Genomic DNA, 21,023 nt, shown 5'->3' with positions numbered 1-21,023 from the left:
CCCGCCCCGCCCCCCGACGGACCAGAGGGACAGCACCGTCCGGGGCCGCTAGCCTGGGGCCCGCGTCCCCCAGCCAGGAGGTCTCCATGGACACCCCACGCCCCCGCCCCTGCGGGCCGGCCCGACCCGACCTGCGGGTCCTGTCCCAGCGGGTCTACCGCGGGCCGAACGTCTGGTCCTACGACCAGGCCGTCCACCTCGTCGTGGACCTCGGGATCCTGGAGGAGTACCCGACCGACCTGCTCCCGGGCTTCACCGAGCGCCTGGTCGAGCTGCTGCCGGGCCTGGAGCGTCACACCTGCTCGGTCGGGACGGCGGGCGGCTTCATCCAGCGGATGCAGGACGGCACGTGGCTAGGTCACGTCGCCGAGCACGTCGCGCTGCAGCTGCAGCAGGAGGCGGGGCACGACCTGCGCCGCGGCAAGACCCGCTCGGTGCGCGGCAAGGTCGGGCAGTACAACGTCATCGTCGGCTACCTGGACGAGGCCGTCGCGCTGGCCGCGTGCGAGCTCGCCGTCCGCCTCGTCAACGACCTGGTGGAGCACGACGAGGCCTTCGACTTCGAGGCGGAGCTGGCCACCTTCCTGCGGTTCGCGCAGCGTCAGGCCTTCGGACCGTCCACGATGGCGATCCTCGAGGAGGCCGTCAGCCGCGACATCCCCTGGCAGCGCCTCAACCGCGGCTCGCTGGTCCAGCTCGGGCAGGGCGTCCACGCCAAGCGCTTCCGCGCCACCATGACCTCGCTGACCGGGGCGCTGGCCGTCGACATCGCCTCCGACAAGGACCTCACCACGCAGCTGCTCGCCTCGGCCGGCCTGCCCGTCCCGCGCAGCGAGCTCGTGCGCGACGTCGAGGGTGCCGCCGCCGCGGCCCGCCGGATCGGCTACCCCGTCGTCGTCAAGCCGCTCGACGGCAACCACGGCCGCGGCGTCTGCCTCGACCTGCGCGACGAGCAGGCCGTCCGCGAGTCCTTCCCGATCGCGCAGGAGCAGTCCCGGCGCGGGTCGGTGATGGTCGAGTCCTTCGTCACCGGCAAGGACTACCGCTGCCTGATCATCGGCGGCCGCATGCAGGCCATCGCCGAGCGCGTCCCCGCGCACGTCGTGGGGGACGGCACCCACACGGTGGCCGAGCTCGTCGACATCACCAACGCCGACCCCCGCCGCGGCGTCGGCCACGAGAAGGTCCTCACCAAGATCAAGGTCGACGAGGCCGCGGTGGAGCTCGTCCGGTCGCAGGGCCACGCCATGGACGCGGTCGTCCCGCGCGGCGAGATGGTCAAGCTGGCCCTCACCGCCAACATGTCCACCGGCGGCATCTCCATCGACCGCACCTGGGACGCCCACCCCGACAACGTCGACGTGGCCGAGGAGGCGGCGCGGCTCATCGGGCTTGACGTCGCGGGCATCGACTTCATCTGCCCCGACATCACCGAGCCGGTCCGCGAGACCGGCGGCGCGATCTGCGAGGTCAACGCGGCCCCCGGCTTCCGGATGCACACGCACCCCACCGAGGGCGAGCCGCAGTTCATCGCCAAGCCCGTCGTCGACCTGCTGTTTCCCCCCGGGGCGCCGTCGCGCGTGCCGATCATCGCCGTGACCGGCACCAACGGCAAGACCACCACCAGCCGGATGATCTCCCACATCTTCAAGGGTCTCGGGCGCAAGGTCGGCATGACCTCCACTGACGGCGTCGTCATCGACGAGCGCCTCGTCATCAAGGCCGACGCGTCCGGCCCGCGCTCGGCGCGCATGGTCCTGCAGAACCCCCGCGTCGACCTCGCCGTGATGGAGGTCGCCCGCGGCGGCATCATCCGCGAGGGCCTCGGCTACGACCGCAACGACGTCGCCGTCGTCACCAACGTCGCCGCAGATCACCTGGGGCTCAAGGGGATCGACACGCTCGAGCAGCTCGCCGCGGTCAAGCGCGTCGTGGTCGAGGCGGTCCCCCGCTCCGGGTATGCCGTGCTCAACGCCGACGACGAGCACGTGCGGGCGATGCGCCGCCGCTGCTCCGGCTCGGTCGTGTGGTTCTCCCTCAAGGCGCCCGGCTCCGAGGAGCGCGCCATGATCGACGAGCACTGCCGCCGCGGCGGCCGCGCCGTCGTGCTCGAGGAGACCGAGCGAGGCGAGATGATCGTGATCCGCCAGGGCCGCCGCTCGATGCAGCTGGCGTTCACCCACCTGCTGCCGTCGACCTTCGAGGGCACCGCGCGCATGAACGTCGCCAACGCCCTCGCCGCCGCCGGCGCCGCGTTCGCGCTGGGGGCGCCGCTGCAGGACATCCGCCAGGGACTGCGCACCTTCACCACCAGCTACTACCTCTCCCCCGGCCGCATGAACCTGCTCACCGTCGCCGGCCGGCAGATCATCGTCGACTACTGCCACAACGCGGCCGGGATGCGCATGCTGGGTGACTTCGCCCAGCGGTATGCCGACCGTCAGGAGGAACGCGGGGCCGGCGGCACGGTGCGGCGCATCGGACTGGTCGCGACCGCGGGCGACCGCCGGGACGACGACATGGCCGAGCTCGGCGCCGTGGCCGCGGAGTACTTCGACACCATCGTCGTGCGCGACGACGCCCACCTGCGCGGGCGCGCCCCGGGCGAGCAGGCCGAGCACGTGGCGCGCGGCATACGGCAGGCGCAGGAGGCCGGGCGAGCCCGGTGCACCGACGTCGAGATCGTGCTCGACGAGCTCCAGGCGACCGACCGCGCGCTGGAGATCGCCGAGCCCGGCGACCTGGTGGTGCTGTGCGTGGACAAGCACGCGCAGGTCATGGAACGCCTCGAGCAGCGGACCAAGGTCGCGACCCCGCGCGGCGACAACGAGCAGGACGGCCGGGCGTACGACCCGGACTTCGTGATGGACCAGGCCGCGCAGGCCGAGACCGCCTGAGTCGCCACGCGGTGCGCGGCGAGCGCGCCACCCCGATCGCGGGGCGGCGCGCTCGCTGCGTTGTGTCAGCTGGGAGCTCAGGTTGGGTCGTCTGGAGGGGCTGGGGGCGTGCGTTGGTGAGCTAGGAGCTCAGTCCGTGTCGGCGGGGGACGTCCCGCGCATGAGCTCGACGCGGCGGTGCAGGCCGTCGCGGTAGTAGTCGTCGTCGGTCGTCGCCGCACGGCGGAGCAGCGTGTCGATCAACGAGGCCACGGCCTCCTGCGCGTGCCCCGCGTCGATCTGCGCGAGCGCGCGGAAGGCGACATACGCGCCGCTGTCCTGGCGCCGCGCGTCCACGGACTCGAGCAGCGCGAGCGCCTCGGCGGGTCGCCCCTGGCGGCGCACGGCCGAGGCCTCGCTGATCAGGGAGCGGGTGCGCCAGGGCTCGTCCAGCCCGGCCTCGCGCGCTCGCTGGAACAGCTCGATGGCGGCCTCCTCCTCGTCGCCGCGGTTGCGATAGGCCGCGAGCTCGAAGAGCAGCCGGCCGTCCGACGGGGACTCGGCGAGGAGTTGCTCGATGGTGGCCACGCGGTCGGCCAGGGAGACCGTCGCGTCGGCGCGCAGGGCGCGGAGGGTCTCCTCGTGCTCGTGCTCGCCGCGGGCGCGCTTGACCTTGGCCCGGATGGAGGTGGCGGAGTCGGGGCGGGCGCCCTGCTCGAGCAGCCAGGCGTTGAGCTGCGGCCAGTCGGCGTGCACCATGACGGCGACGACGTCGCCGTTGCCGGTCTGCCGCAGGATGCCCTGCAGGCCGTCGAGCTCGGTGGGATAGGAGTCGACCTCGGCGACGCCGACGCGGGACAGCCCGATCCGCAGGTGCGCCTCGAGGTCCTCGCGGGTGCGGCCTCGCAGGTAGCGGTCCTTGTGCACGACGTGCACGACGTCGGCGCTGGACCCGGCCATCGCGCCCATGGACTCCAGGATCTCGTCGGTGCGGTCGCCGCCGGTGCCCACGCCGAGGTGGAAGCGTGCGCCGGGCCTGGTGAGCCCCCGGGCGACCTCGATCAGCGCCTGGAGGCCGTCCTCGTTGTGCGCCATGTCGAGGATGACGGTCGCGGTGCCACCGGAGTCCACCCGCACGGTGTAGGTGTTGAGCCGGCCGGGGTTGTGCTCCCCGTCGGGGGCGAAGGTCCGCAGCCCCTCGACGACGGCGTCGCGCGGCAGGCCGAGTCCGAGGGACGTGGCGGCGGCCGCGAGCGCGTTGGCGGTGTTGTGCCGCGACAGCCCGGCCATGGTCATCGGCACCTCGGCCAGGGGGAGCAGCCGGTCCACCTCGCCGTCGCGCTCCAGGACAGCGATGGCGTCGTCGAGCACGGTGATGCCCCGACCACCGTCGTCGACGGCCTCGCGCAGCGCGGGCGAGGACGGGTCGGTGCTGAACGCCCACGGGCGCGCCTCGGTGCTCGACCGCATCGCCCAGACGCGGGGGTCGTCACCGTTGAGCACGGCCCACCCGTCGGGCCGGGTGACCTTGGTCACGATGGCCTTGACCTCGGAGAGCTGGTCGACCGTGTCGACGCCCTGCATGCCGAGGTGGTCGGCTGTGACGTTGGTGACCACGGAGACGTCGTTGTGGGTCACGCCCATGCCCTTGAGCAGCATGCCTCCGCGCGCGGTCTCGAGGATGCCGACCTGCACGCCGGGGTGGTGCAGCACGGCGGCCGCGCCCGCGGGACCCGAGTAGTCCCCCTCCTCGACCTCCTCGCCCTGGGCGTAGACGCCCGAAGTGCTCGACCACGCGGTCTGCAGCCCCGCCGTCATGGCGATGTGGGCGACGAGGCGGGTGGTGGTGGTCTTGCCGTTGGTGCCGGTGATGGAGGCGACGGGGATCTTGGGGGTGATCGTGGTCGGGCGGGCGCCGGCGGGGGCGGTGGCGATCTGCCGGGTCGCGTCGTCCATGGCCTGCCGGGCCTCGTCGTCGTCGCCGGTGAGCAGGGCCGACAGCACCGGCCCCAGCGCCTCGGCCATCGCGACCCCGCGGCCACGCCGGCTCCACGGGAACGCGACGACGATCTCCTCGGGACGGTTGCCTGCCCGTGTCTTGGTCGACAGGCCTCGTATGCCGGCGCCCGCCGCGAGCCGCCGGACCAGGCGACGCGCGAGGCGCAGCGCCATGGCCTGACGCTCCAGGGTGTGGGCGCCGCCGGGGTCGGCCTGCCGCAGGCCGAGACGTGCCGCGAGGCGGCGCGCCTGGGGGCGACGCAGCTCGAGGATCCCGGGCACCTCGAGCACGACCTTCATGGCCGGACGCGTGAAGTAGAGGTTGGGTCCCTCCAGCACTCGCACCTCGGTCACCGTGATGGGCGCCACGTCCGCGTCAGTCATGCGCCCGATCCTAGGGGCTGACCAGGGCCCTCGCCGCACGGTCCGGGACCGCCCGCAGACCGGTAGAACGCACGGTCACCCGCCCGTATCGAGGGGGCTCCCCGCGAGGCGGCAGGCGCTGCGTCATACGGCCTGAGTCACTGACCCATCGCGTGGACGCCGCCGTCGACGTGGACGATCTCGCCCGTCGTCGCGGGGAACCAGTCGGACAGCAGCACGGCGCAGGCCTTGGCCGCAGGCTCGGGGTCCTTCACGTCCCAGCCGAGGGGCGCGCGGTCGTCCCACACGCGCTCGAACTGCTCGAAGCCCGGGATCGACTTGGCCGCGGTCGTGCGGATCGGGCCGGCGGCCACCAGGTTGCAGCGGATCCCCTTGGGGCCCAGGTCACGCGCGAGGTAGCGGTTGGTCGACTCGAAGGCAGCCTTGGCGACGCCCATCCAGTCGTAGACCGGCCAGGCGAACTTCGCGTCGAAGGTGAGCCCGACGATCGAGCCGCCGTCGGTCATGAGCGGCTCGCACGCGACGGCCAACGACTTGAGGGAGTAGGCCGAGATCTGCAGCGCCGTCGACACGTCCTCCCACGTCGCGTCGAGGAAGCTGAAGGCACCCTGGGGCGCGAAGCCGATGGAGTGCAGCACGCCATCGAGCCGGTCGGTGTGCTCGCCCAACCGCTCCGCGAGCGTGTCGAGATGCTCCTGGTCGGCCACGTCTAGCTCGATGACCGGCGGGGTCTGCGGGAGGCGCTTGGCGATCGTCTGGGTGATCTTCATCGTGCGGCCGAAGCTGGTGAGGATGACCTCCGCGCCCTCCTGCTGCGCGATGCGCGCCACGTGGAAGGCGATGGAGGAGTCCATCAGGACGCCGGTGACGAGAAACTTCTTGCCGTCGAGCATGCCCATGGGACAGGTCCTTTCGTATGACGGATGCGGGGTCGGGTCTCGCGGGGTCGGGTCTCGCGGGGGTGCTCAGTGGCCCATGCCGAGGCCACCGTCGACCGGGATCACGGCGCCGGAGATGTAGGACGCGCCCGGCGAGGCGAGGAAGGTGACGGCGGAGGCGATCTCGTCGGCGGAGCCGAGGCGGCCGGCGGGGATGGCCTTCTTGTAGCCCGCGACCGTGTCCTCGGGGAGCACGGCCGTCATGTCGGTCTCGACGAAGCCGGGGGCGACGACGTTGGCGGTGATGCCTCGGCCGCCGAGCTCGCGCGTGATGGACCGCGCGAGGCCGACGAGCCCGGACTTGGAGGCGGCGTAGTTGGCCTGCCCCGGGCTGCCGTAGAGCCCGACCACGCTGGAGACGAAGATCAGGCGACCGCGGCGGAGCCTGATCATGCCCTTGGAGGCGCGACGGGCGCACCGGAAGGCGCCGGCGAGGTTGGTGTCGACGACCTGGTCGAAGTCCTCGTCGCTCATGCGCATGAGCAGCGTGTCCTTGGTGACGCCGGCGTTGGCGACCACGACCTCGATCGGTCCGCCCAGCAGCTCCTCGGCCGCCGTGAACGCCGCGTCGACCGACTCGGTGCTGGTGACGTCGCCCTGCACGGCCTGCAGCCCGTCGGGGGCCTCGCCGGACCGGCTCGTGACGACCACCTTGTCGCCCTGCGCCACGAAGGCCCGCGCGATCGCGAGGCCGATGCCGCGGTTGCCTCCGGTGACCAGGACGGTGCGTGGCTCGGGACGGTCGGTGGTCATGGTGCTCCTCACCAGTGGGGCCTGCGGGTTCCCGCCGACGCTAGCGGACTACCGCGCGGTAGCGCTCATCGAAGGGGGGCTGGGTCGGGGCGGTCGGTGCGGTCGGTCGGGATGCTCGTCGAGGCGCACGGACGGCCTGTCCGGCGAACGAGCGTAGGCTTGATCGGTGGCCAGCTCCTCCCCCTCCCACTCGACGGTGCACACCGTCACCTCGGCGCGGAAGTCCCCCGCGCAGGACCGGGCCGAGCGCACCCGCCGCTACCTCATCTCGATGTCGATCCGCACCGTGTGCTTCGTGCTGTTCGTCGTGGTCGACCACCCCTTGCGGTGGGCGTTCGTCGTGGGCGCGGTCTTCCTGCCGTATGTCGCGGTGGTCCTGGCCAACGCCGTCGACCGCAGCGGTGAGGGCCAGATCCAGGTCGTGGACCACCAGCAGCGCGCCCTGCCGCCCGGCACCTGGTCGCAGGACGCCATCGAGGGCTCGGTCGAGGACCGGCCGCAGGTGCGGTCTGAGGACCGGTCTGAGGACCGGTCGCAGGACGGTGCCGGGTGACGGGAGACCGGTGCTCGGCGAAGGGCTGCCGCGCCGACGGGACCTGGCAGCTGCGCTGGAACAACCCGTCCCTGCACACCCCTGACCGCCGCAAGGTGTGGCTGGCCTGCGAGGAGCACAAGGCGTCGTTGTCGCAGTTCCTGTCGATGCGGGGGTTCCTGCGCGAGGTCGAGCCGCACGGGAAGTGACCAGTCGGCGCAGGTGGGTCAGCCGCCGATCGCGGACATCGGGCGGTCGGGCTGCTCGAAGTCGGGGTCGCCGATGCCGTGGCCGCGCCGCTTGACCCACATCTCCCCCGTGATCAGGGCCTTGAGCTCGTCGTCGGTGGCACCGTCGCGCAGCGGTGTCCGCAGGTCGGTCTCGGTGCGGGAGAAGAGGCAGTTGCGGACCTGGCCGTCGGCGGTGAGCCGGGTGCGGTCGCAGTCGCCGCAGAACGGCCGCGTGACGCTGGCGATGATCCCGACGGTGGCCTGCCGGCCCTCGAGGTCCTGGTGGCCGACGACGTCGTAGAGCTCGGCGGGCGCGCTCCCCCGCGCCGACTCGGGTCGGGCCCGCAGCTCGAACCGCTCGGACAGCCGGGCCAGCAACTCGTCGGCCGTCACCATCTGCGCCCGCTCCCAGCCGTGCTGGGCGTCCAGCGGCATCTGCTCGATGAACCGCAGCGCGTAGCCCCGGTCCAGGCACCAGCCCAGCACGTCCGCGACGCCCTCGTCGTTGATGCCCCGCATGGCGACGGCGTTGACCTTGACGGGCGTGAGGCCCGCCGCGGCCGCGGCCGTCATACCGGCCTCGACGTCGGCCAGCCGGTCGCGCCGGGTGAGGTCGCGAAAGACCTGCTCGTCGATCGTGTCGAGGCTGACGTTGACCCGGTCCAGGCCGGCCTCGGCGAGGTCCTTGGCGACGCGCGCGAGGCCGACCCCGTTGGTGGTCATGGCGATCTGCGGGTGCGGCTCGAGGGTGGCGATGCGGCGCACCACGTCCACGATCGAGCGGCGCAGCAGCGGCTCGCCCCCGGTCAGCCGGACCTTGGTGACCCCCAGCTCCACGAACACCCGCACCAGCTGGACCAGCTCGTCGTCGGTGAGCATCTCGGGCCTCGGCATCCACGGCAGCCCCTCGGCGGGCATGCAGTAGGTGCAGCGCAGGTTGCACCGGTCGGTGACAGAGACGCGCAGATCCCGTGCCACCCGGCCGAATCCGTCGACGAGCGCCGGGCGCACGCGGGGATCCGGGAGAGTCGTCATAGGCTCAACACTATGCGTCCGACGTGCCGCCACGGAATTTCCACGGGAAGTATTCAGTGATCCAGACCCTGCGCAAGCCGCGCTGGCTCAAGGCCCTGGCCGCAGCCTTCGCGTTCATGCTCGCCTGCGTCTGGCTCGGGCAGTGGCAGCTCGGTCGCTACGAGCACAAGCAGGCGACGGTGCGGGCGATCGACCGCAACTACGCCGCGGAGCCGGTGCCGCTGCGGACCATCCTGCCGACCCCCACGAGCGGTGTCACCGAGGCCACCCTGTGGCGGTCGGTGACGACGACCGGCACGTATGACGGCGCGTCCCCCCTCCTCGTGCGGAACCGCCCCCGCGACGGGGACCGCGGCTACGAGGTCGTCTGGCCGCTGCGCCTGCCGGACGGCTCGACGCTGCTCGTGGACCGTGGCTGGATCTCGGCCGGCAGCGGCGCGGCGGCCGACCTGCCCACGGTCCCCCCGGCGCCCAAGGGCGAGGTGACGGTGACCGGGTGGCTGCGCTGGGGCGAGCAGGACCTCGACCGGCCACCGGCCAAGGGGCAGCTCGCCTCCATCAACTACACCGTCGCGCAGCGGGAGATCGGCGGGACGGTCAACCACGCCTACCTGGTGCTCGGCTCCGAGGGCTCGGTCAAGGCCGGCGACCCGTCCACCGGGCTCGCCGCGCCGGGCGGCCCGGACCGCGACGAGGGCTGGAACAACGTGTCCTACTTCGGGCAGTGGTGGCTCTTCGGCCTCGTGGCGATCGCGATGGTGCTGTATGCCGCCCGCCGCGAGCACCTGGAGGAGACCGGCTCGGCGGCAGCGGGCCCGGGGGTCGCGGCGGGAGGGACGCCCGGCGCGTCCGCTCGGCGCGGTCGCGCCACGGCGACCAGACCACCGAGGCCCAAGAAGGTCCGGATCTGGGACGAGGAGGACGAGTGAGCGACGAGGCCATCGAGCGGCGCGGCGCCGAGGGCGGTGCCGAACGTGACCACGTCGGACGGGACTACGTCGGCGCGGTGCGGGGGCGGCTCGGCGCGACCTTCCGCGAGGGCGGGCGTCAGTCGGTGAACTGCGTGCGGTAGAGCTCGGCGTAGAGGCCGCCCCGCTCGAGCAGCTCGGCGTGGGTGCCCTGCTGGACGACCCGCCCGCCGTCGACCACGAGGATCAGGTCAGCGCCGCGCACCGTAGACAGGCGGTGGGCGATCACCATCGCTGTCCGGCCGTGCAGGGCCGAGTCGAGGGCCCGCTGGACGGCGGCCTCGGACTCGCTGTCCAGGTGTGCCGTCGCCTCATCGAGGATCACCAGGCCGGGGCCCTTGAGCAGCAGCCGGGCGATGGCGAGGCGCTGCTTCTCGCCGCCGGAGAGACGGTGGCCCCGGTCGCCGACCACGGTGTCCAGACCCTCCGGCAGGGACTCCACGAGCGAGGCGACCTGGGCGGCCCGCAGGGCCTGCCATACGGCCTCGTCGGTGACGCCGGGGCGGGCGTAGTCGAGGTTGGCGCGGATGGTGTCGTGGAAGAGGTGCGCCTCCTGGGTGACCATGCCGACGACCTCGTGCAGGGAGTCGAAGGACGCCTCCCGCAGGTCGACGCCGCCGACGCGCACCCTCCCCGAGGTGGGGTCGTAGAGGCGGGCCACCAGGGAGGTGATGGTGGTCTTGCCTGCGCCGCTCGGCCCGACGAGGGCGACGAGCTGGCCCGGCTCGACCCGGAACGAGACGCCTCGCAGCACCGGACCACCGCCCGCGCGGTCCCCCGTCGCGCTGCCCTGCTCGAGGGACTCCAGCGAGATCTCGTCGGGGGAGGGGTAGGCGAAGACGACGTCCTCGAGCTCCACCGAGACGGCCTCGGCCGGGATCGCACGCGGGTGCTCGACCTCGCGCACCAGCGGCCGCAGGTCCAGCACCTCGAAGACGCGCTCGAAGCTGACCAGCGCCGTCATCACGTCGACCCGCACGTTGGACAGGGCGGTGAGCGGCCCGTAGAGCCGGCTCAGCAGCGCCGCCAGTGCGAGCAGGGCGCCGACGGACAGCGACCCGTCGATGGCCATCAGCCCGCCGACGCCATAGACCACGGCCGTCGCGAGCGCCGCCACGAAGGTCAGCCCGGTGAAGAAGAACGTCCGGTTGAGGGCGATCCGGATGCCGATGTCGCGGACCTTGGCGGCGCGGTCGGCGTACTGCTGCGACTCGTCCCGTGGGCGACCGAACAGCTTGACCAGCAAGGCCCCCGCGACGTTGAACCGCTCGGTCATGCGGGTCCCGAGCTCGGCGTTGAGCCCCATCGACTCGTGCTGCAGCCCCGCCAGCCGACGCCCCATCACCCGGGCGGGCAGCATGAAGACCGGCAGCAGAGCGAGGGAGGCGAGGGTGAGGACCCAGGACTTCGAGGCCATGGCGGCGACGATGAAGACGACCGACACGAGGTTGCTCACGGTGGTCGACAGGATCGAGGTGAACGCCGACTGGGCGCCGATGACGTCGGAGTTGAGCCGGGTCACCAGGGCGCCGGTCTGGGCCCGGGTGAAGAACGCGATCGGCTGGTCCAGGACGTGCGAGAAGACCTGGGTGCGCAGGTCGTAGATCAGGCCCTCGCCGATGCGGGCGGAGTACCACCGCTGCACCAGCGCGAGCGCGGCGTCGACCAGGGCGAGACCGGCCAGGACCACCGCGATCGTGACGACGACCGACCGGTTGCCCGGGATGACGCCGTCGTCGACGACCTTGCCCAGCAGCAGCGGGGTCGCGACCACCAGCGCGGCATCGACCAGGATGAGGACGAGGAAGACGGCGATCTGGCCGCGGTAGCGGTCGGCGTAGCCGAGGACGCGGCGGGCCGTGCCGGGCGCCAGGCGACGGTCCTTGACCGAGGAGTCCTTGGTGAGGGACCGCATCATCTGCCAGTTGCCCATGCCGGGTCCGCTCATGTCATGCTCCTCGTCGCGTCAGCCATCGCCTCGGGCCAGCGCCGCCAGCCGCCGGACCTGCGCCTCGCGCTCGCGCCGCAGCTGCTCGTCCGCCGAGGTGTCGGTCGCCGAGCGCAGCAGCGGTTTGAGCTCGCGCAGCGCCCCGGCCGGTGCGTCGAGCAGGGCCTGGACGAGGTCGTCGGTCGTGGCGTCGAGCTCGGCGCGCGGCACGGCCACGGTGGCCAGGCCGATCGCGGTCGCCTCCGCCGCCCCCACGAACCGCCCGGTGGCGCAGATCTCCAGCGCCCGAGCGTAGCCGACGCAGGCCACCAGCGGTCGCGTGCCCGCGAGGTCCGGCACCAGGCCGAGGCTGGTCTCGCGCATGGCGAGCTGCACGTCGTCGGCGCACACCCGCAGGTCGGCGGCCAGCGCGAGCTGGAAGCCCGCCCCGATGGCGTGTCCCTGCACGGCGGCGACGACGACCTGAGGCATCTCCTGCCACACCCGGAACGCCCGCTGGAACCCGGCGATCAGCTCCGCCGTGTCGGCGGCAGCGCTCGTGGCCTGGGCCACGAGGTGCGGCTCGCCCGGCATACCGCCCGGCGAGAGCATCCCGCGGTGCAGCCCCGCGGAGAAGCTCGCCCCCTCGGCCCGCAGCACGACGACCCGTATGTCGTCGCCCACGGCCTCCCCCACCGCCGCCAGGGCGTACCACAGCGACGGCGTCTGGGCGTTGCGCTCCTCGGGGTTGGCGAGGGTGACGGTGAGGACCTGCCGCTCGTCGTCGACGGTGACGCGCAGGTGGGGGTGATCGGTCATGCCCAGACCCTAGCGCTGGGTCGGTGTCACGACGTCGGCCTGCCGACCAGCTCCTCGGCCACGTCCCAGAAGCGGTGACGCAGCGTGAGCCGGTCGGACTCGCTGATCTCGTAGACGCCCAGCCGGGCGGACAGGTCCATGAGCAGCGCACGGTCGACCTCGGAGGGGATCGTGGGTCGCCCCGCGAACAACGCCTGCTGCTGGGCCTCGTCGGCGGACGCGCTCCAGGTGCTGATGACGCTGCGGCACACCTCGTCGATCTGCTCCGGCGTCGCGACCAGGGGCGCGGGGCCATGCAGCTCCGAGGGGCGCCCCGTGGTCGAGGAGTAGACCAGCGAGGGCCGATCGAAGGCGGCGGGTGGGACACGCGCGGTGGGAGCGGCGGGCGCTGGGTGGCCGGCCGGTATGGCGGGTCGGGGGCGCGAGGCGAGGTCCGCGGGCGAGGGGACCGGGCCGGTGGCAGGTCCGGAGGCAGGTCCGGTGGCCGGTCCGGCAGCTGGGACGGTCGCGGAGGCGGTGCGGGGCTCGGACATGGGCGCCCGGTGGACGGTCTCGTCGATCGCTGCGGCGTCGACCAGGATCAGCCCGTCGGCCTCCCGCTGCAGGTGCCGGGCCACCGCGTGGGGGCGCCCCTCGGCGTCCGGGACGCCGACGAGGATGACCTGCGCGCCGTGTCCTTGGGCCTCCTCGACGGCCTCGGTCAGGTCGTCGTCCCCGCACAGGAGGTACAGGACGTCGACGATGCGGTTGCGGGCGTGCCTCACCAGGTCCAGTCCGAGCCGCAGGTCGACGCCCTTCTGCTCGCCGGCCGGGGACAGGCGGCCGAGCCGCAGCTTGACCCGCGGCAGCATCCCGATGGCCAGCTGCGAGGTGTTGGGCGCCCCGTTGACGTTGCCGCCGGAGTCGTACCAGTTCACGCGGAGCAGCGGCAGCCCGCTGTCCGCCTCGACCTGCGCGAGGAGCCGCTGGATGAGCGCCTGGTGGTCGACCCGGACGCCTCCCCGCAGCGAGGTGCCGGTGACGCGCGTGGCGCTGGAGCACAGGAGATAGCCGACGTCGACGTACAGGGCGCAGTAGGAACGCATACGTCGATGGTCCCAGCCAGGGCTGTCTAGCGCACGGACCCGGCCCGGCCGCGCGAGCCGCCGCCCGCCTTAAGGTCAGGCCAGGGAGATGAGCTCGAGGTACTCCGGGCCCCACAGGTCCTCGACCCCGTCGGGCAGGACGAGGACCCGCTCCGGCTCGAGGGCCTCGACGGCACCCTCGTCGTGGGAGACCAGGACGACCGCGCCCGTGAAGGTCCGCAGCGCACCGAGGATCTCCTCGCGCGAGGCGGGGTCGAGGTTGTTGGTGGGCTCGTCGAGCAGCAGCACGTTGGCGCTGGACACGACGAGCAGCGCTAGCGACAAGCGCGTCTTCTCCCCACCGGAGAGGACGCCCGCGGGCTTGTCCACGTCCTCGCCGCTGAACAGGAAGGACCCGAGGACCTTGCGGACGTCCGTCTCGCCGAGGTCGGGGGCGGCGGACTTCATGTTGTCCAGCACGGTGCGGGCGGTGTCGAGGTTCTCGTGCTCCTGGGCGTAGTAGCCGATCTTGAGCCCGTGACCGGGAAGGACCTCGCCGGTGTCGGGCTCGTCGACGCCCGCGAGCATGCGCAGCAGGGTTGTCTTGCCGGCGCCGTTGAGACCGAGGACGACGACCTTGGAGCCGCGGTCGACGGCCAGGTCCACGTCGGTGAAGACCTCGAGCGAGCCATAGCTGCGCGACAGGCCGCGGGCCATGAGAGGGGTCTTGCCGCACGGCGCCGGGTCCGGGAAGCGCAGGTGCGCCACCTTGTCCTGCTGCCGCTCCCCCTCCAGGCCGCTCAGCATGCGCTCGGCGCGGCGGGCCATGTTGTGCGCGGCGGTGGCCTTGGTGGCCTTGGCGCCCATCTTGGCCGCCTGGGCGAGCAGGGTGGAGGCCTTCTTCTCCGCGTTGGCGCGCTCGCGCTTGCGACGCTTCTCGTCGGTCTCGCGCTGGGCGAGATAAGCCTTCCAGCCCAGGGAGTACTGGTCGATGGCCGCGCGGTTGGCGTCGAGGTGAAAGACCTTGTTGACCACCTGGTCGAGCAGGTCGACGTCGTGGCTGATGACGATCAGCCCGCCCTTGTAGGCCTTGAGGTAGTCGCGCAGCCAGACGATGGAGTCGGCGTCGAGGTGGTTGGTCGGCTCGTCGAGGAGCAGGGTCTCGTTGCCGGAGAACAGGATCCGCGACAGCTCCACGCGGCGTCGCTGACCACCGGACAGGGTCGACAGGGGCTGGCCGAGGATGCGCTGGTCCAGACCCAGGGCCGAGGCGATGGTGGCGGCCTCGGACTCCGCGGCATACCCCCCGGCAGCCTCGAAGCGGGCCTGCAGCTTGGGGTAGCGCTCCATCGCCGCCTCGTGGGTCTCGACGTCTGCGCTGGCCATCGCCCCCTCGGTCTCGCGCAGCTTGCGCACGATCACGTCGAGACCGCGCGCGGACAGGATGCGGTCGCGGGCCAGCACGGTGAGGTCGCCGGTGCGGGGGTCCTGCGGCAGGTAGCCGACCGTGCCGGACCGGGTCACCGAGCCACCGGCGGGCTGCCCCTCCCCCGCCAGCACCTTGGTGAGCGTGGTCTTGCCGGCGCCGTTGCGCCCGACCAGACCGATCCGGTCGCCGGCACCCACGCGGAACGAGGCGCTCTCGATGAGGATGCGAGCCCCGGCCCGCAGCTCGATGTCGGTCGCGGCGATCACGTGGCAGGGCCCCTCGGGATAGATGGTGCGGCGGCGGGTATCCGGTCGGCGGTGGGCCGCCCCGGATCGCCCCGTCTCGGCGGGGCAACCGGGTTAGTCTACGGGCAGGTTTCGGCCCGCCCCCCACGCGATCCCCCACGTCAGGGCGGCGGACGATCACGAGTCAGGAGCAAGGATGAGCTTCAACGAGGGATCCCAGCTCGACACCTCCGGCGTCGACTCGGGCAGCGGCGGCGGGGGCATGAGCCCGGGTGGCATGATCATCGGCGGTGGCGGAGGCCTCGGCCTGCTCGGCCTGGTCGTCGTGCTGCTGCTCAACATGTGCGGTGGCGGCAACATCGACCCCGGCTCGATGGGTATGCAGCCCGGCCCGCAGCAGACCCAGCGGTCGGGCAGCGAGGACGCCTTCGCCAAGTGCAAGACCGGCGCCGACGCCAACAACGACGTGCAGTGCCGCGTGATCGGCACCAAGAACTCCGTCGAGGCGTACTGGAAGAAGACCCTCCCCGAGCAGGCCGGCCGCAACTACACGACCGCCAACATGAGTCTCTACACCGGTCGCACCCAGTCCGCCTGCGGCACGGCCTCCAACCAGGTCGGGCCCTTCTACTGCCCGTCGGACCGCAAGGTCTACATCGACGCCTCGTTCTTCAACACCCTCACCCGCGACTTCGGCGCCGACAGCGGCGCCCTGGCGCAGGAGTACGTCGTGGCCCACGAGTACGGCCACCACATCCAGAACCAGCTCGGCCTGCTCCAGCGGGCCCAGCAGGACCCGCAGGGCCCGCAGTCCGGCGGCGTCCGGGTCGAGCTCATGGCCGACTGCCTCGCCGGCATGTGGGCCAAGGACGCCTCGACCGTCCCCGACAAGTCCGGCCAGCCCTTCCTCGAGCCGCTGACCCAGCAGGACATCAACTCGGCTCTGTCCGCGGCCAAGTCCGTCGGTGACGACAACATCCAGTCCAAGATGGGCTCCGGCCAGGTCAACCCCGAGTCCTGGACCCACGGGTCCTCCGAGGCCCGTCAGCGCTGGTTCATCACCGGCTACACCAAGGGCAGCCTGCAGGCCTGCAACACCTTCGCGGTCGACCGGGTGGAGTGACCCGGCCGACCCTCCCAGGGTCGCCACGCCGTATGCCGAAGGCCCCGCCCCCTTCCGGGGTCGGGGCCTTCGGGGCGTCCTCAGCGCACCACGCGGCGCAGGACCACGGACTCCCACCCGGCCAGGGTGGCGGCTCCGTCGGGACTTCGGACGAGGGCCTCGTCGCTGGTCGTCAGGACGGCCTCGGCGTCGCCCCAGCCCTCGAGCAGCTCGTCCGGCACCGGGAGCGGCGCGCGCGTGAAGGAGGACAGGACGAGCAGCTGCGCGCCGTCATACGACCGCGAGTAGGCCCACAGGTCGGGGTGGTCCATGGCCAGCGGCTGGATCGACCCGTGCGCGACCACCGGGTCGGCGTGGCGCAGGGCGATCAGGCGCTGGTAGTGCGTGAAGACCGAGGTGGGGTCCTCGACCTGGGCCGCCGCGTTGATCTCGGTGTGGTCAGGGTTGGCCTCGATCCACGGCGTGCCGGTCGTGAAGCCGGCGTGCGGCGAGTCGTCCCACTGCATGGGGGTGCGGGCGTTGTCGCGCCCCTTGTCGCGGAGCCCCTCGAGCAGCGCCTCGGGGTCCGCGTGGCCGTGCTGGCGCGCCTCGAAGTAGTTGAGCGACTCGATGTCGCGGAAGTCCGCGATCGTGGCGAAGTGGCTGTTGGTCATGCCGAGCTCCTCGCCCTGGTAGACGTAGGGGGTGCCCCGCAGCAGGTGCAGGACGGTGGCCAGCGTCTTGGCGGACCGCTCCCGCCAGACGGGGTCGTCGTCCCCGAAGCGGGACACGGCGCGCGGCTGATCGTGGTTGTCCCAGTAGAGCGAGTTCCAGCCGGTCTCCGCGAGGCCGACCTGCCAGCGCATGAGCGACTCCCGCAGGCGCGGCATGTCGAGGGGCTGCACGTCGAACTTGCCGCCCGGCCCGCCGTCGAGGTCCACGTGCTCGAACTGGAAGACCATGTCGACCTCCCCGTTGGCGGGGTCGGTGTAGCGCCGGGCCTGCTCAACCGTCACGCCCGGCATCTCCCCCACGGTCAGATAGGCGTGCGGATGGTCGGCGAACACCTCACGGTGCATCTCCTGCAGGAACTCCTCCAGGCGAGGGCCGCACGCGACGAGGGGGAAGCCGTTGCCGAAGGCCGCGCCGGGTGCCTGCTCGCCGTCGGGGAGGCCGGGGGTCTTGCTGATGAGGTTGATGACGTCCATCCGGAAGCCGTCGACCCCGCGGTCCAGCCACCAGCGCATCATCGCGTGCACCGCCTGGCGGACCTGCGGGTTCTCCCAGTTGAGGTCGGGCTGCTTGCGGCTGAACAGGTGCAGGTAGTACTGCCCCGTCGCCTCGTCCAGCTCCCAGGCCGACCCGGAGAAGAAGGACTCCCAGTTGTTGGGCTCGTCGCGCCAGAGGTACCAGTCGCGCTTGTCGCTGTCGAGGGATGCGCGACTCTCGACGAACCACGCGTGCTCGTCGCTCGTGTGGTTGACCACCAGGTCCATCACCAGCCGTATGCCGCGCTCGTGCGCCGCCGCGATGAGCTCGTCCAGGTCCGCGAGCGTCCCGAACACCGGGTCGACGTCCTGGTAGTCGCTGATGTCATAGCCGTTGTCGTCCATCGGCGATCGGTAGACGGGGCTGAGCCAGAGCACGTCGACGCCGAGGTGCTGCAGATGGTCCAGGCGACCGATGATCCCGCGCAGGTCACCGACGCCGTCGCCGTCGCTGTCCTGGAAGGACCGCGGATAGATCTGGTAGACGACGACGGACTTCCACCAGTCACGGGGCAGGTCGGTCTGCAGCATGCGTCCTCCGTCGGCCGGTGAGAGAGGATCAGCGTATGACGACCCGCACCGTCGGCTTCGACCTCGACCAGACCCTTGTGGACTCCACCGAACGCATCGTGGAGTCCTTCCGATCGGCCTTCCGCGCCATGCGGATCCCCGACGTCCAGGCCGCTGCGTTCACGCCGTGGTTCGGCTACCCGCTGGAGGAGATCCTGCAGCGCGTGGCACCCGGGACCGACCCCGCCGAGTTCGTGCCGTTCTACCGGCGCGCGTACGACGAGGAGCGGCCGGGCGAGGCGGGGCCCATGCCCGGCGCACGCGAGGCGCTGGAGTGGCTGCGCGACAACGCCTTCCGGGTCGTCGTCGTGTCCGCGAAGCACCACCCCGTCGTCGACGTGGCCCTGGTCGACGCCGGCCTGGGTGACCTCGTGGACGCGTACTACGGAGACCACTTCGGTGAGCAGAAGGCGATCCCGCTGCGCGAGGAGGACGCGGCGTTCTACGTCGGTGACCACGTGGCTGACATGCACGCCGCGTCCCTCGCCGGCGCGACCGGCATCGCCGTCGTGTCGGGAGCGCACGACACGCGGGCGCTGCGAGAGGCCGGGGCCGGCGCAGTGATCGCCTCGCTCGCCGACCTGCCGACCACGATCGGGCGGCTGCTGGAGTGACCGGTCTGCCCGGTCTGCCCGGTCAGCCCGACCGTCTGGACCGACTCGACCGACTGGTCAGCGCGCTCAGCTCGGCCCCCAGGAACTCCCGCGGCGACGCCGCCGGACGAGACCGGCGACAGGTCAGCGCGGTGCCAGCCCGCCATGAGGTGCTGCCCGCCGGGCGCACCGAGGACCTCCGCGGCACCGGCACCGACACCCTCGCACCTGCGGTGACCCAGGTCCTCATGGGTGCCTGTGGCAGACTTGGGGCACGTGCTCCGGGGTCGGTGCAATTCCGAGCCGGCGGTGACAGTCCGCGACCCGACCACCTCCCAGAGGTGGGCGGTTGACCTGGTGGAACTCCAGGACCGACGGTGAAAGTCCGGATGGGAGGCAGCACGAGAGGTGCCCCGCGAGGGTGCCTCGACGCAGGGCATCCTGCGGCAGGCCGTATGCCGGCGGGCCGCCGTGGTCGCCCGTCAGCGTCATCCCCCGGAGCGCGCGCACCAGCAGCGAGCGAGAGGGACGAGATGAGCGGCCAGACCGCCGCCGACGACCGGGGCGATCCGCAGACGCGTCACCACGACGACGCCGAGCGGGACCTCGTGCTGATGCGCCGAGCCGTGGCGCTGGCCGCCAACGGCCCCGCAGCCGACCCCAACCCGCGGGTGGGCTGCGTCCTGCTGGGCGGTGACGGCGAGGTGATCGGCGAGGGCTGGCACCGCGGCGCCGGCACCCCGCACGCCGAGCTCGTCGCTCTCGCCGAGGCGCGTGCGGCGGGGCACGACACGCGCGGGGGCACGGCCTACGTGTCGCTGGAGCCGTGCAACCACACCGGCAGGACCGGTCCGTGCGCCGAGGCCCTGGTCGGGGCGGGGATCCGGCGCGTCGCCTACGCCCTGCCGGACCCCAACCCCGTGGCCGTCGGGGGCGCGCAGACGCTGCGGTCGGCCGGCATCCGGTGCGACCTGGTGCCGGTCGAGGGGGCGGACGCGCTGGTCGAGGCGTTCGCGCACGCGATGACCCACGGGCGGCCCTTCGTGACCTGGAAGCTCGCCGCCACCATCGACGGCCGTTCGGCGGCGCGCGACGGCAGCAGCCAGTGGATCACCGGCCCCGCGGCCCGCGCCGACGTGCACCGGCTGCGCGCCACCGCCGGGGCGATCGTGGTCGGCACCGGCACCGTCCTCGCCGACGACCCGCGCCTGACGGTGCGCGACGCCGACGGGTCCCACCACGAGCGTCAGCCCCTGCGCGTGGTGGTGGGCCGGCGCGACATACCGCCCACCGCCCGCGTGCTCGACGACGGCGCCTCGAGCCTGCTCGTCCGCGAGCGCGACCCGCACCTGGTCCTCGCGACCCTGCACGAGCTCGACGTGCGTCACGTGTGGCTCGAGGGCGGACCCACCACGGCGGCGGCCTGGCTGCGCGCCGGTGTGGTCGACCGCGTGGTGGCGTATGTCGCACCCGCGCTGCTCGGCTCGGGCGCGGCCGCCGTGGGTGACCTCGGGGTCGCCACCATCGCGGACGCCCACCGGCTCGCGACCACCGACGTGGCCGTCCTCGACGGAGACGTCCGCATCACCCTCGAGCCCGTCGATCACCTCGACCACCGTGATCACCTCGATCACCTCGATCACCTCGATCACCCAGGAGGACAGTGATGTTCGTCGAGTCACCCATCCAGGACGCCCTGCGGGCGCTGCGCGGGGGACGTCCGGTCCTGGTCCTCGACGACGTCGACCGGGAGAACGAGGGCGACGTCGTCCTCGCCGCGCAGACCCTGACCATCGAGTGGCTGGCGTGGACGATCCGGCACACGTCCGGCTACGTCTGCGCGCCGATGCCCGACGACTGGGCCGACCGGCTCGAGCTGCCGCTCATGGTGGAGCGCAACGAGGACAGCCTGCGGACGGCCTACACCGTGACGGTCGACGCCGCGGCGGGGGTCACCACCGGCATCAGCGCCGCCGACCGCGCCGCCACCGTGCGCACGCTGGCCGACCCCGGCTCGCTGCCCACCGACCTGATCCGGCCCGGCCACGTCGTGCCGCTGCGCGCGCGTGACGGTGGCGTCCTCGCGCGACCGGGGCACACCGAGGCCGCCGTCGACCTGTGCCGGCTCGCCGGTCTGTCCCCCGTCGGTGCCATCGCCGAGCTCGTCCACGACACCGGCGAGATGATGCGGACCCCCGACGTCGTCGCCCTCGGTGCCGCGCACGACCTGCCGGTCGTCACCATCGCCGCGCTGGTCCGGCACCTGCGCCGAGCGACCTCCCCCACCCACCA

At 72.5% G+C, this 21,023-nt stretch carries 17 protein-coding genes, 1 pseudogene and 1 riboswitch; of the genes and pseudogenes, 9 read left to right on the top strand and 9 right to left on the bottom strand.

The window, feature by feature from the left end:
- Nucleotides 1-86: 86 nt before the first annotated feature.
- Nucleotides 87-2,897 (top strand): cyanophycin synthetase, encoded by a 2,811-nt coding sequence (gene cphA / locus GGG17_RS13625; RefSeq protein ID WP_154594202.1) that lies wholly within the window; start codon nucleotides 87-89, stop codon nucleotides 2,895-2,897.
- A 129-nt stretch (nucleotides 2,898-3,026) separates the two neighbouring features.
- Here the strand turns inward: cphA and GGG17_RS13620 are convergent, their stop codons facing one another.
- The 3 genes from GGG17_RS13620 to fabG all read right to left on the bottom strand — a co-directional run bounded on the left by GGG17_RS13620 (nucleotide 3,027) and on the right by fabG (nucleotide 6,949).
- Nucleotides 3,027-5,258 (bottom strand): tetratricopeptide repeat protein, encoded by a 2,232-nt coding sequence (locus GGG17_RS13620; RefSeq protein ID WP_195849236.1) that lies wholly within the window; start codon nucleotides 5,256-5,258, stop codon nucleotides 3,027-3,029.
- A gap of 137 nt (nucleotides 5,259-5,395) precedes the next feature.
- Nucleotides 5,396-6,157 (bottom strand): enoyl-ACP reductase FabI, encoded by a 762-nt coding sequence (fabI, locus tag GGG17_RS13615; RefSeq protein WP_154594201.1) that lies wholly within the window; start codon nucleotides 6,155-6,157, stop codon nucleotides 5,396-5,398.
- 66 nt (nucleotides 6,158-6,223) lie between these two features.
- Nucleotides 6,224-6,949: a 3-oxoacyl-ACP reductase FabG gene (fabG, locus tag GGG17_RS13610; protein ID WP_154594200.1), complete on the bottom strand. Its 726-nt coding sequence runs from the start codon at nucleotides 6,947-6,949 to the stop codon at nucleotides 6,224-6,226.
- Nucleotides 6,950-7,115: 166 nt separating this feature from the next.
- Between fabG and GGG17_RS16680 the strand changes: the two genes are divergently transcribed.
- Both GGG17_RS16680 and GGG17_RS13600 read left to right on the top strand, forming a co-directional pair.
- On the top strand, nucleotides 7,116-7,502 hold the full coding sequence (locus GGG17_RS16680; RefSeq protein ID WP_311966694.1) for a DUF3099 domain-containing protein: 387 nt from the start codon (nucleotides 7,116-7,118) through the stop codon (nucleotides 7,500-7,502).
- The gene (locus GGG17_RS13600) at nucleotides 7,499-7,690 is read left to right on the top strand and encodes an acetone carboxylase (RefSeq protein WP_154594199.1); all 192 of its coding nucleotides are present in this window, start codon (nucleotides 7,499-7,501) and stop codon (nucleotides 7,688-7,690) included. The genes GGG17_RS16680 and GGG17_RS13600 overlap by 4 nt, the downstream gene beginning before the upstream one ends.
- Before the next feature lie 18 nt (nucleotides 7,691-7,708).
- Here GGG17_RS13600 and moaA read toward each other — a convergent pair whose 3' ends face one another.
- Nucleotides 7,709-8,746, bottom strand: coding sequence for a GTP 3',8-cyclase MoaA (gene moaA / locus GGG17_RS13595; RefSeq protein ID WP_154594198.1), 1,038 nt, complete (start codon nucleotides 8,744-8,746; stop codon nucleotides 7,709-7,711).
- Nucleotides 8,747-8,802: 56 nt separating this feature from the next.
- On the opposite strand from moaA, the gene GGG17_RS13590 reads away from it, so the two are divergent.
- Nucleotides 8,803-9,675, top strand: coding sequence for an SURF1 family cytochrome oxidase biogenesis protein (locus GGG17_RS13590; protein ID WP_154594197.1), 873 nt, complete (start codon nucleotides 8,803-8,805; stop codon nucleotides 9,673-9,675).
- Nucleotides 9,672-9,818: a hypothetical protein gene (locus GGG17_RS13585; protein WP_154594196.1), complete on the top strand. Its 147-nt coding sequence runs from the start codon at nucleotides 9,672-9,674 to the stop codon at nucleotides 9,816-9,818. Before GGG17_RS13590 ends, GGG17_RS13585 begins: the two co-directional genes overlap by 4 nt.
- Here the strand turns inward: GGG17_RS13585 and GGG17_RS13580 are convergent.
- The 4 genes from GGG17_RS13580 to GGG17_RS13565 all read right to left on the bottom strand — a co-directional run bounded on the left by GGG17_RS13580 (nucleotide 9,794) and on the right by GGG17_RS13565 (nucleotide 15,219).
- A complete protein-coding gene (locus GGG17_RS13580) occupies nucleotides 9,794-11,662 on the bottom strand; it encodes an ABC transporter ATP-binding protein (protein ID WP_230082959.1) in 1,869 nt (622 codons plus the stop codon). The genes GGG17_RS13585 and GGG17_RS13580 overlap by 25 nt on opposite strands.
- Nucleotides 11,663-11,680: 18 nt before the next feature.
- On the bottom strand, nucleotides 11,681-12,460 hold the full coding sequence (locus tag GGG17_RS13575; protein ID WP_154594195.1) for an enoyl-CoA hydratase/isomerase family protein: 780 nt from the start codon (nucleotides 12,458-12,460) through the stop codon (nucleotides 11,681-11,683).
- Nucleotides 12,461-12,486: 26 nt separating this feature from the next.
- Nucleotides 12,487-13,545, bottom strand: coding sequence for an NYN domain-containing protein (locus GGG17_RS13570; RefSeq protein ID WP_154594194.1), 1,059 nt, complete (start codon nucleotides 13,543-13,545; stop codon nucleotides 12,487-12,489).
- Nucleotides 13,546-13,620: 75 nt separating this feature from the next.
- Nucleotides 13,621-15,219: an ABC-F family ATP-binding cassette domain-containing protein gene (locus GGG17_RS13565; protein WP_311966693.1), complete on the bottom strand. Its 1,599-nt coding sequence runs from the start codon at nucleotides 15,217-15,219 to the stop codon at nucleotides 13,621-13,623.
- 175 nt (nucleotides 15,220-15,394) lie between these two features.
- On the opposite strand from GGG17_RS13565, the gene ypfJ reads away from it, so the two are divergent.
- On the top strand, nucleotides 15,395-16,321 hold the full coding sequence (ypfJ, locus tag GGG17_RS13560; protein ID WP_154594193.1) for a KPN_02809 family neutral zinc metallopeptidase: 927 nt from the start codon (nucleotides 15,395-15,397) through the stop codon (nucleotides 16,319-16,321).
- An 80-nt stretch (nucleotides 16,322-16,401) separates the two neighbouring features.
- On the opposite strand, the gene GGG17_RS13555 is transcribed toward ypfJ, so the two are convergent.
- Nucleotides 16,402-18,099, bottom strand: coding sequence for an alpha-glucosidase (locus tag GGG17_RS13555; protein WP_154594192.1), 1,698 nt, complete (start codon nucleotides 18,097-18,099; stop codon nucleotides 16,402-16,404).
- Nucleotides 18,100-18,134: 35 nt separating this feature from the next.
- Between GGG17_RS13555 and GGG17_RS13550 the strand changes: the two genes are divergently transcribed.
- The 3 genes and pseudogenes from GGG17_RS13550 to ribB form a co-directional block, all read left to right on the top strand.
- A complete protein-coding gene (locus tag GGG17_RS13550; RefSeq protein ID WP_154594191.1) occupies nucleotides 18,135-18,752 on the top strand; it encodes an HAD family hydrolase in 618 nt (205 codons plus the stop codon).
- A 252-nt stretch (nucleotides 18,753-19,004) separates the two neighbouring features.
- Nucleotides 19,005-19,137, top strand: a riboswitch (FMN riboswitch).
- Nucleotides 19,138-19,264: 127 nt separating this feature from the next.
- The gene (gene ribD / locus GGG17_RS13545) at nucleotides 19,265-20,398 is read left to right on the top strand and encodes a bifunctional diaminohydroxyphosphoribosylaminopyrimidine deaminase/5-amino-6-(5-phosphoribosylamino)uracil reductase RibD (RefSeq protein ID WP_230082958.1); all 1,134 of its coding nucleotides are present in this window, start codon (nucleotides 19,265-19,267) and stop codon (nucleotides 20,396-20,398) included.
- Nucleotides 20,398-21,003: pseudogene (gene ribB, locus GGG17_RS13540) on the top strand (3,4-dihydroxy-2-butanone-4-phosphate synthase); the annotation flags it as partial. The gene ribD and the pseudogene ribB, both read left to right, overlap by 1 nt.
- Nucleotides 21,004-21,023: the final 20 nt, after the last annotated feature.

Source organism: Arsenicicoccus cauae, assembly GCF_009707125.1.
GTDB classification, from domain to species: Bacteria; Actinomycetota; Actinomycetes; order Actinomycetales; family Dermatophilaceae; genus Arsenicicoccus; species Arsenicicoccus cauae.
Note: the sequence above shows the minus strand (reverse complement) of the source record. Positions and strands in the feature narration are given on the sequence as shown.

Excerpts from the sequence above, each read along its gene's own strand:
- fabG (WP_154594200.1), bottom strand. The coding sequence starts at position 6,949 with ATGACCACCGACCGTCCCGAGCCACGCACCGTCCTGGTCACCGGAGGC.
- moaA (WP_154594198.1), bottom strand. The coding sequence starts at position 8,746 with ATGACGACTCTCCCGGATCCCCGCGTGCGCCCGGCGCTCGTCGACGGA.
- ribD (WP_230082958.1), top strand. The coding sequence starts at position 19,265 with ATGAGCGGCCAGACCGCCGCCGACGACCGGGGCGATCCGCAGACGCGT.
- GGG17_RS13555 (WP_154594192.1), bottom strand. The coding sequence starts at position 18,099 with ATGCTGCAGACCGACCTGCCCCGTGACTGGTGGAAGTCCGTCGTCGTC.
- GGG17_RS13620 (WP_195849236.1), bottom strand. The coding sequence starts at position 5,258 with ATGACTGACGCGGACGTGGCGCCCATCACGGTGACCGAGGTGCGAGTG.
- GGG17_RS13580 (WP_230082959.1), bottom strand. The coding sequence starts at position 11,662 with ATGAGCGGACCCGGCATGGGCAACTGGCAGATGATGCGGTCCCTCACC.
- fabI (WP_154594201.1), bottom strand. The coding sequence starts at position 6,157 with ATGGGCATGCTCGACGGCAAGAAGTTTCTCGTCACCGGCGTCCTGATG.
- GGG17_RS13575 (WP_154594195.1), bottom strand. The coding sequence starts at position 12,460 with ATGACCGATCACCCCCACCTGCGCGTCACCGTCGACGACGAGCGGCAG.
- GGG17_RS13550 (WP_154594191.1), top strand. The coding sequence starts at position 18,135 with ATGACGACCCGCACCGTCGGCTTCGACCTCGACCAGACCCTTGTGGAC.
- GGG17_RS13570 (WP_154594194.1), bottom strand. The coding sequence starts at position 13,545 with ATGCGTTCCTACTGCGCCCTGTACGTCGACGTCGGCTATCTCCTGTGC.
- cphA (WP_154594202.1), top strand. The coding sequence starts at position 87 with ATGGACACCCCACGCCCCCGCCCCTGCGGGCCGGCCCGACCCGACCTG.
- ypfJ (WP_154594193.1), top strand. The coding sequence starts at position 15,395 with ATGAGCTTCAACGAGGGATCCCAGCTCGACACCTCCGGCGTCGACTCG.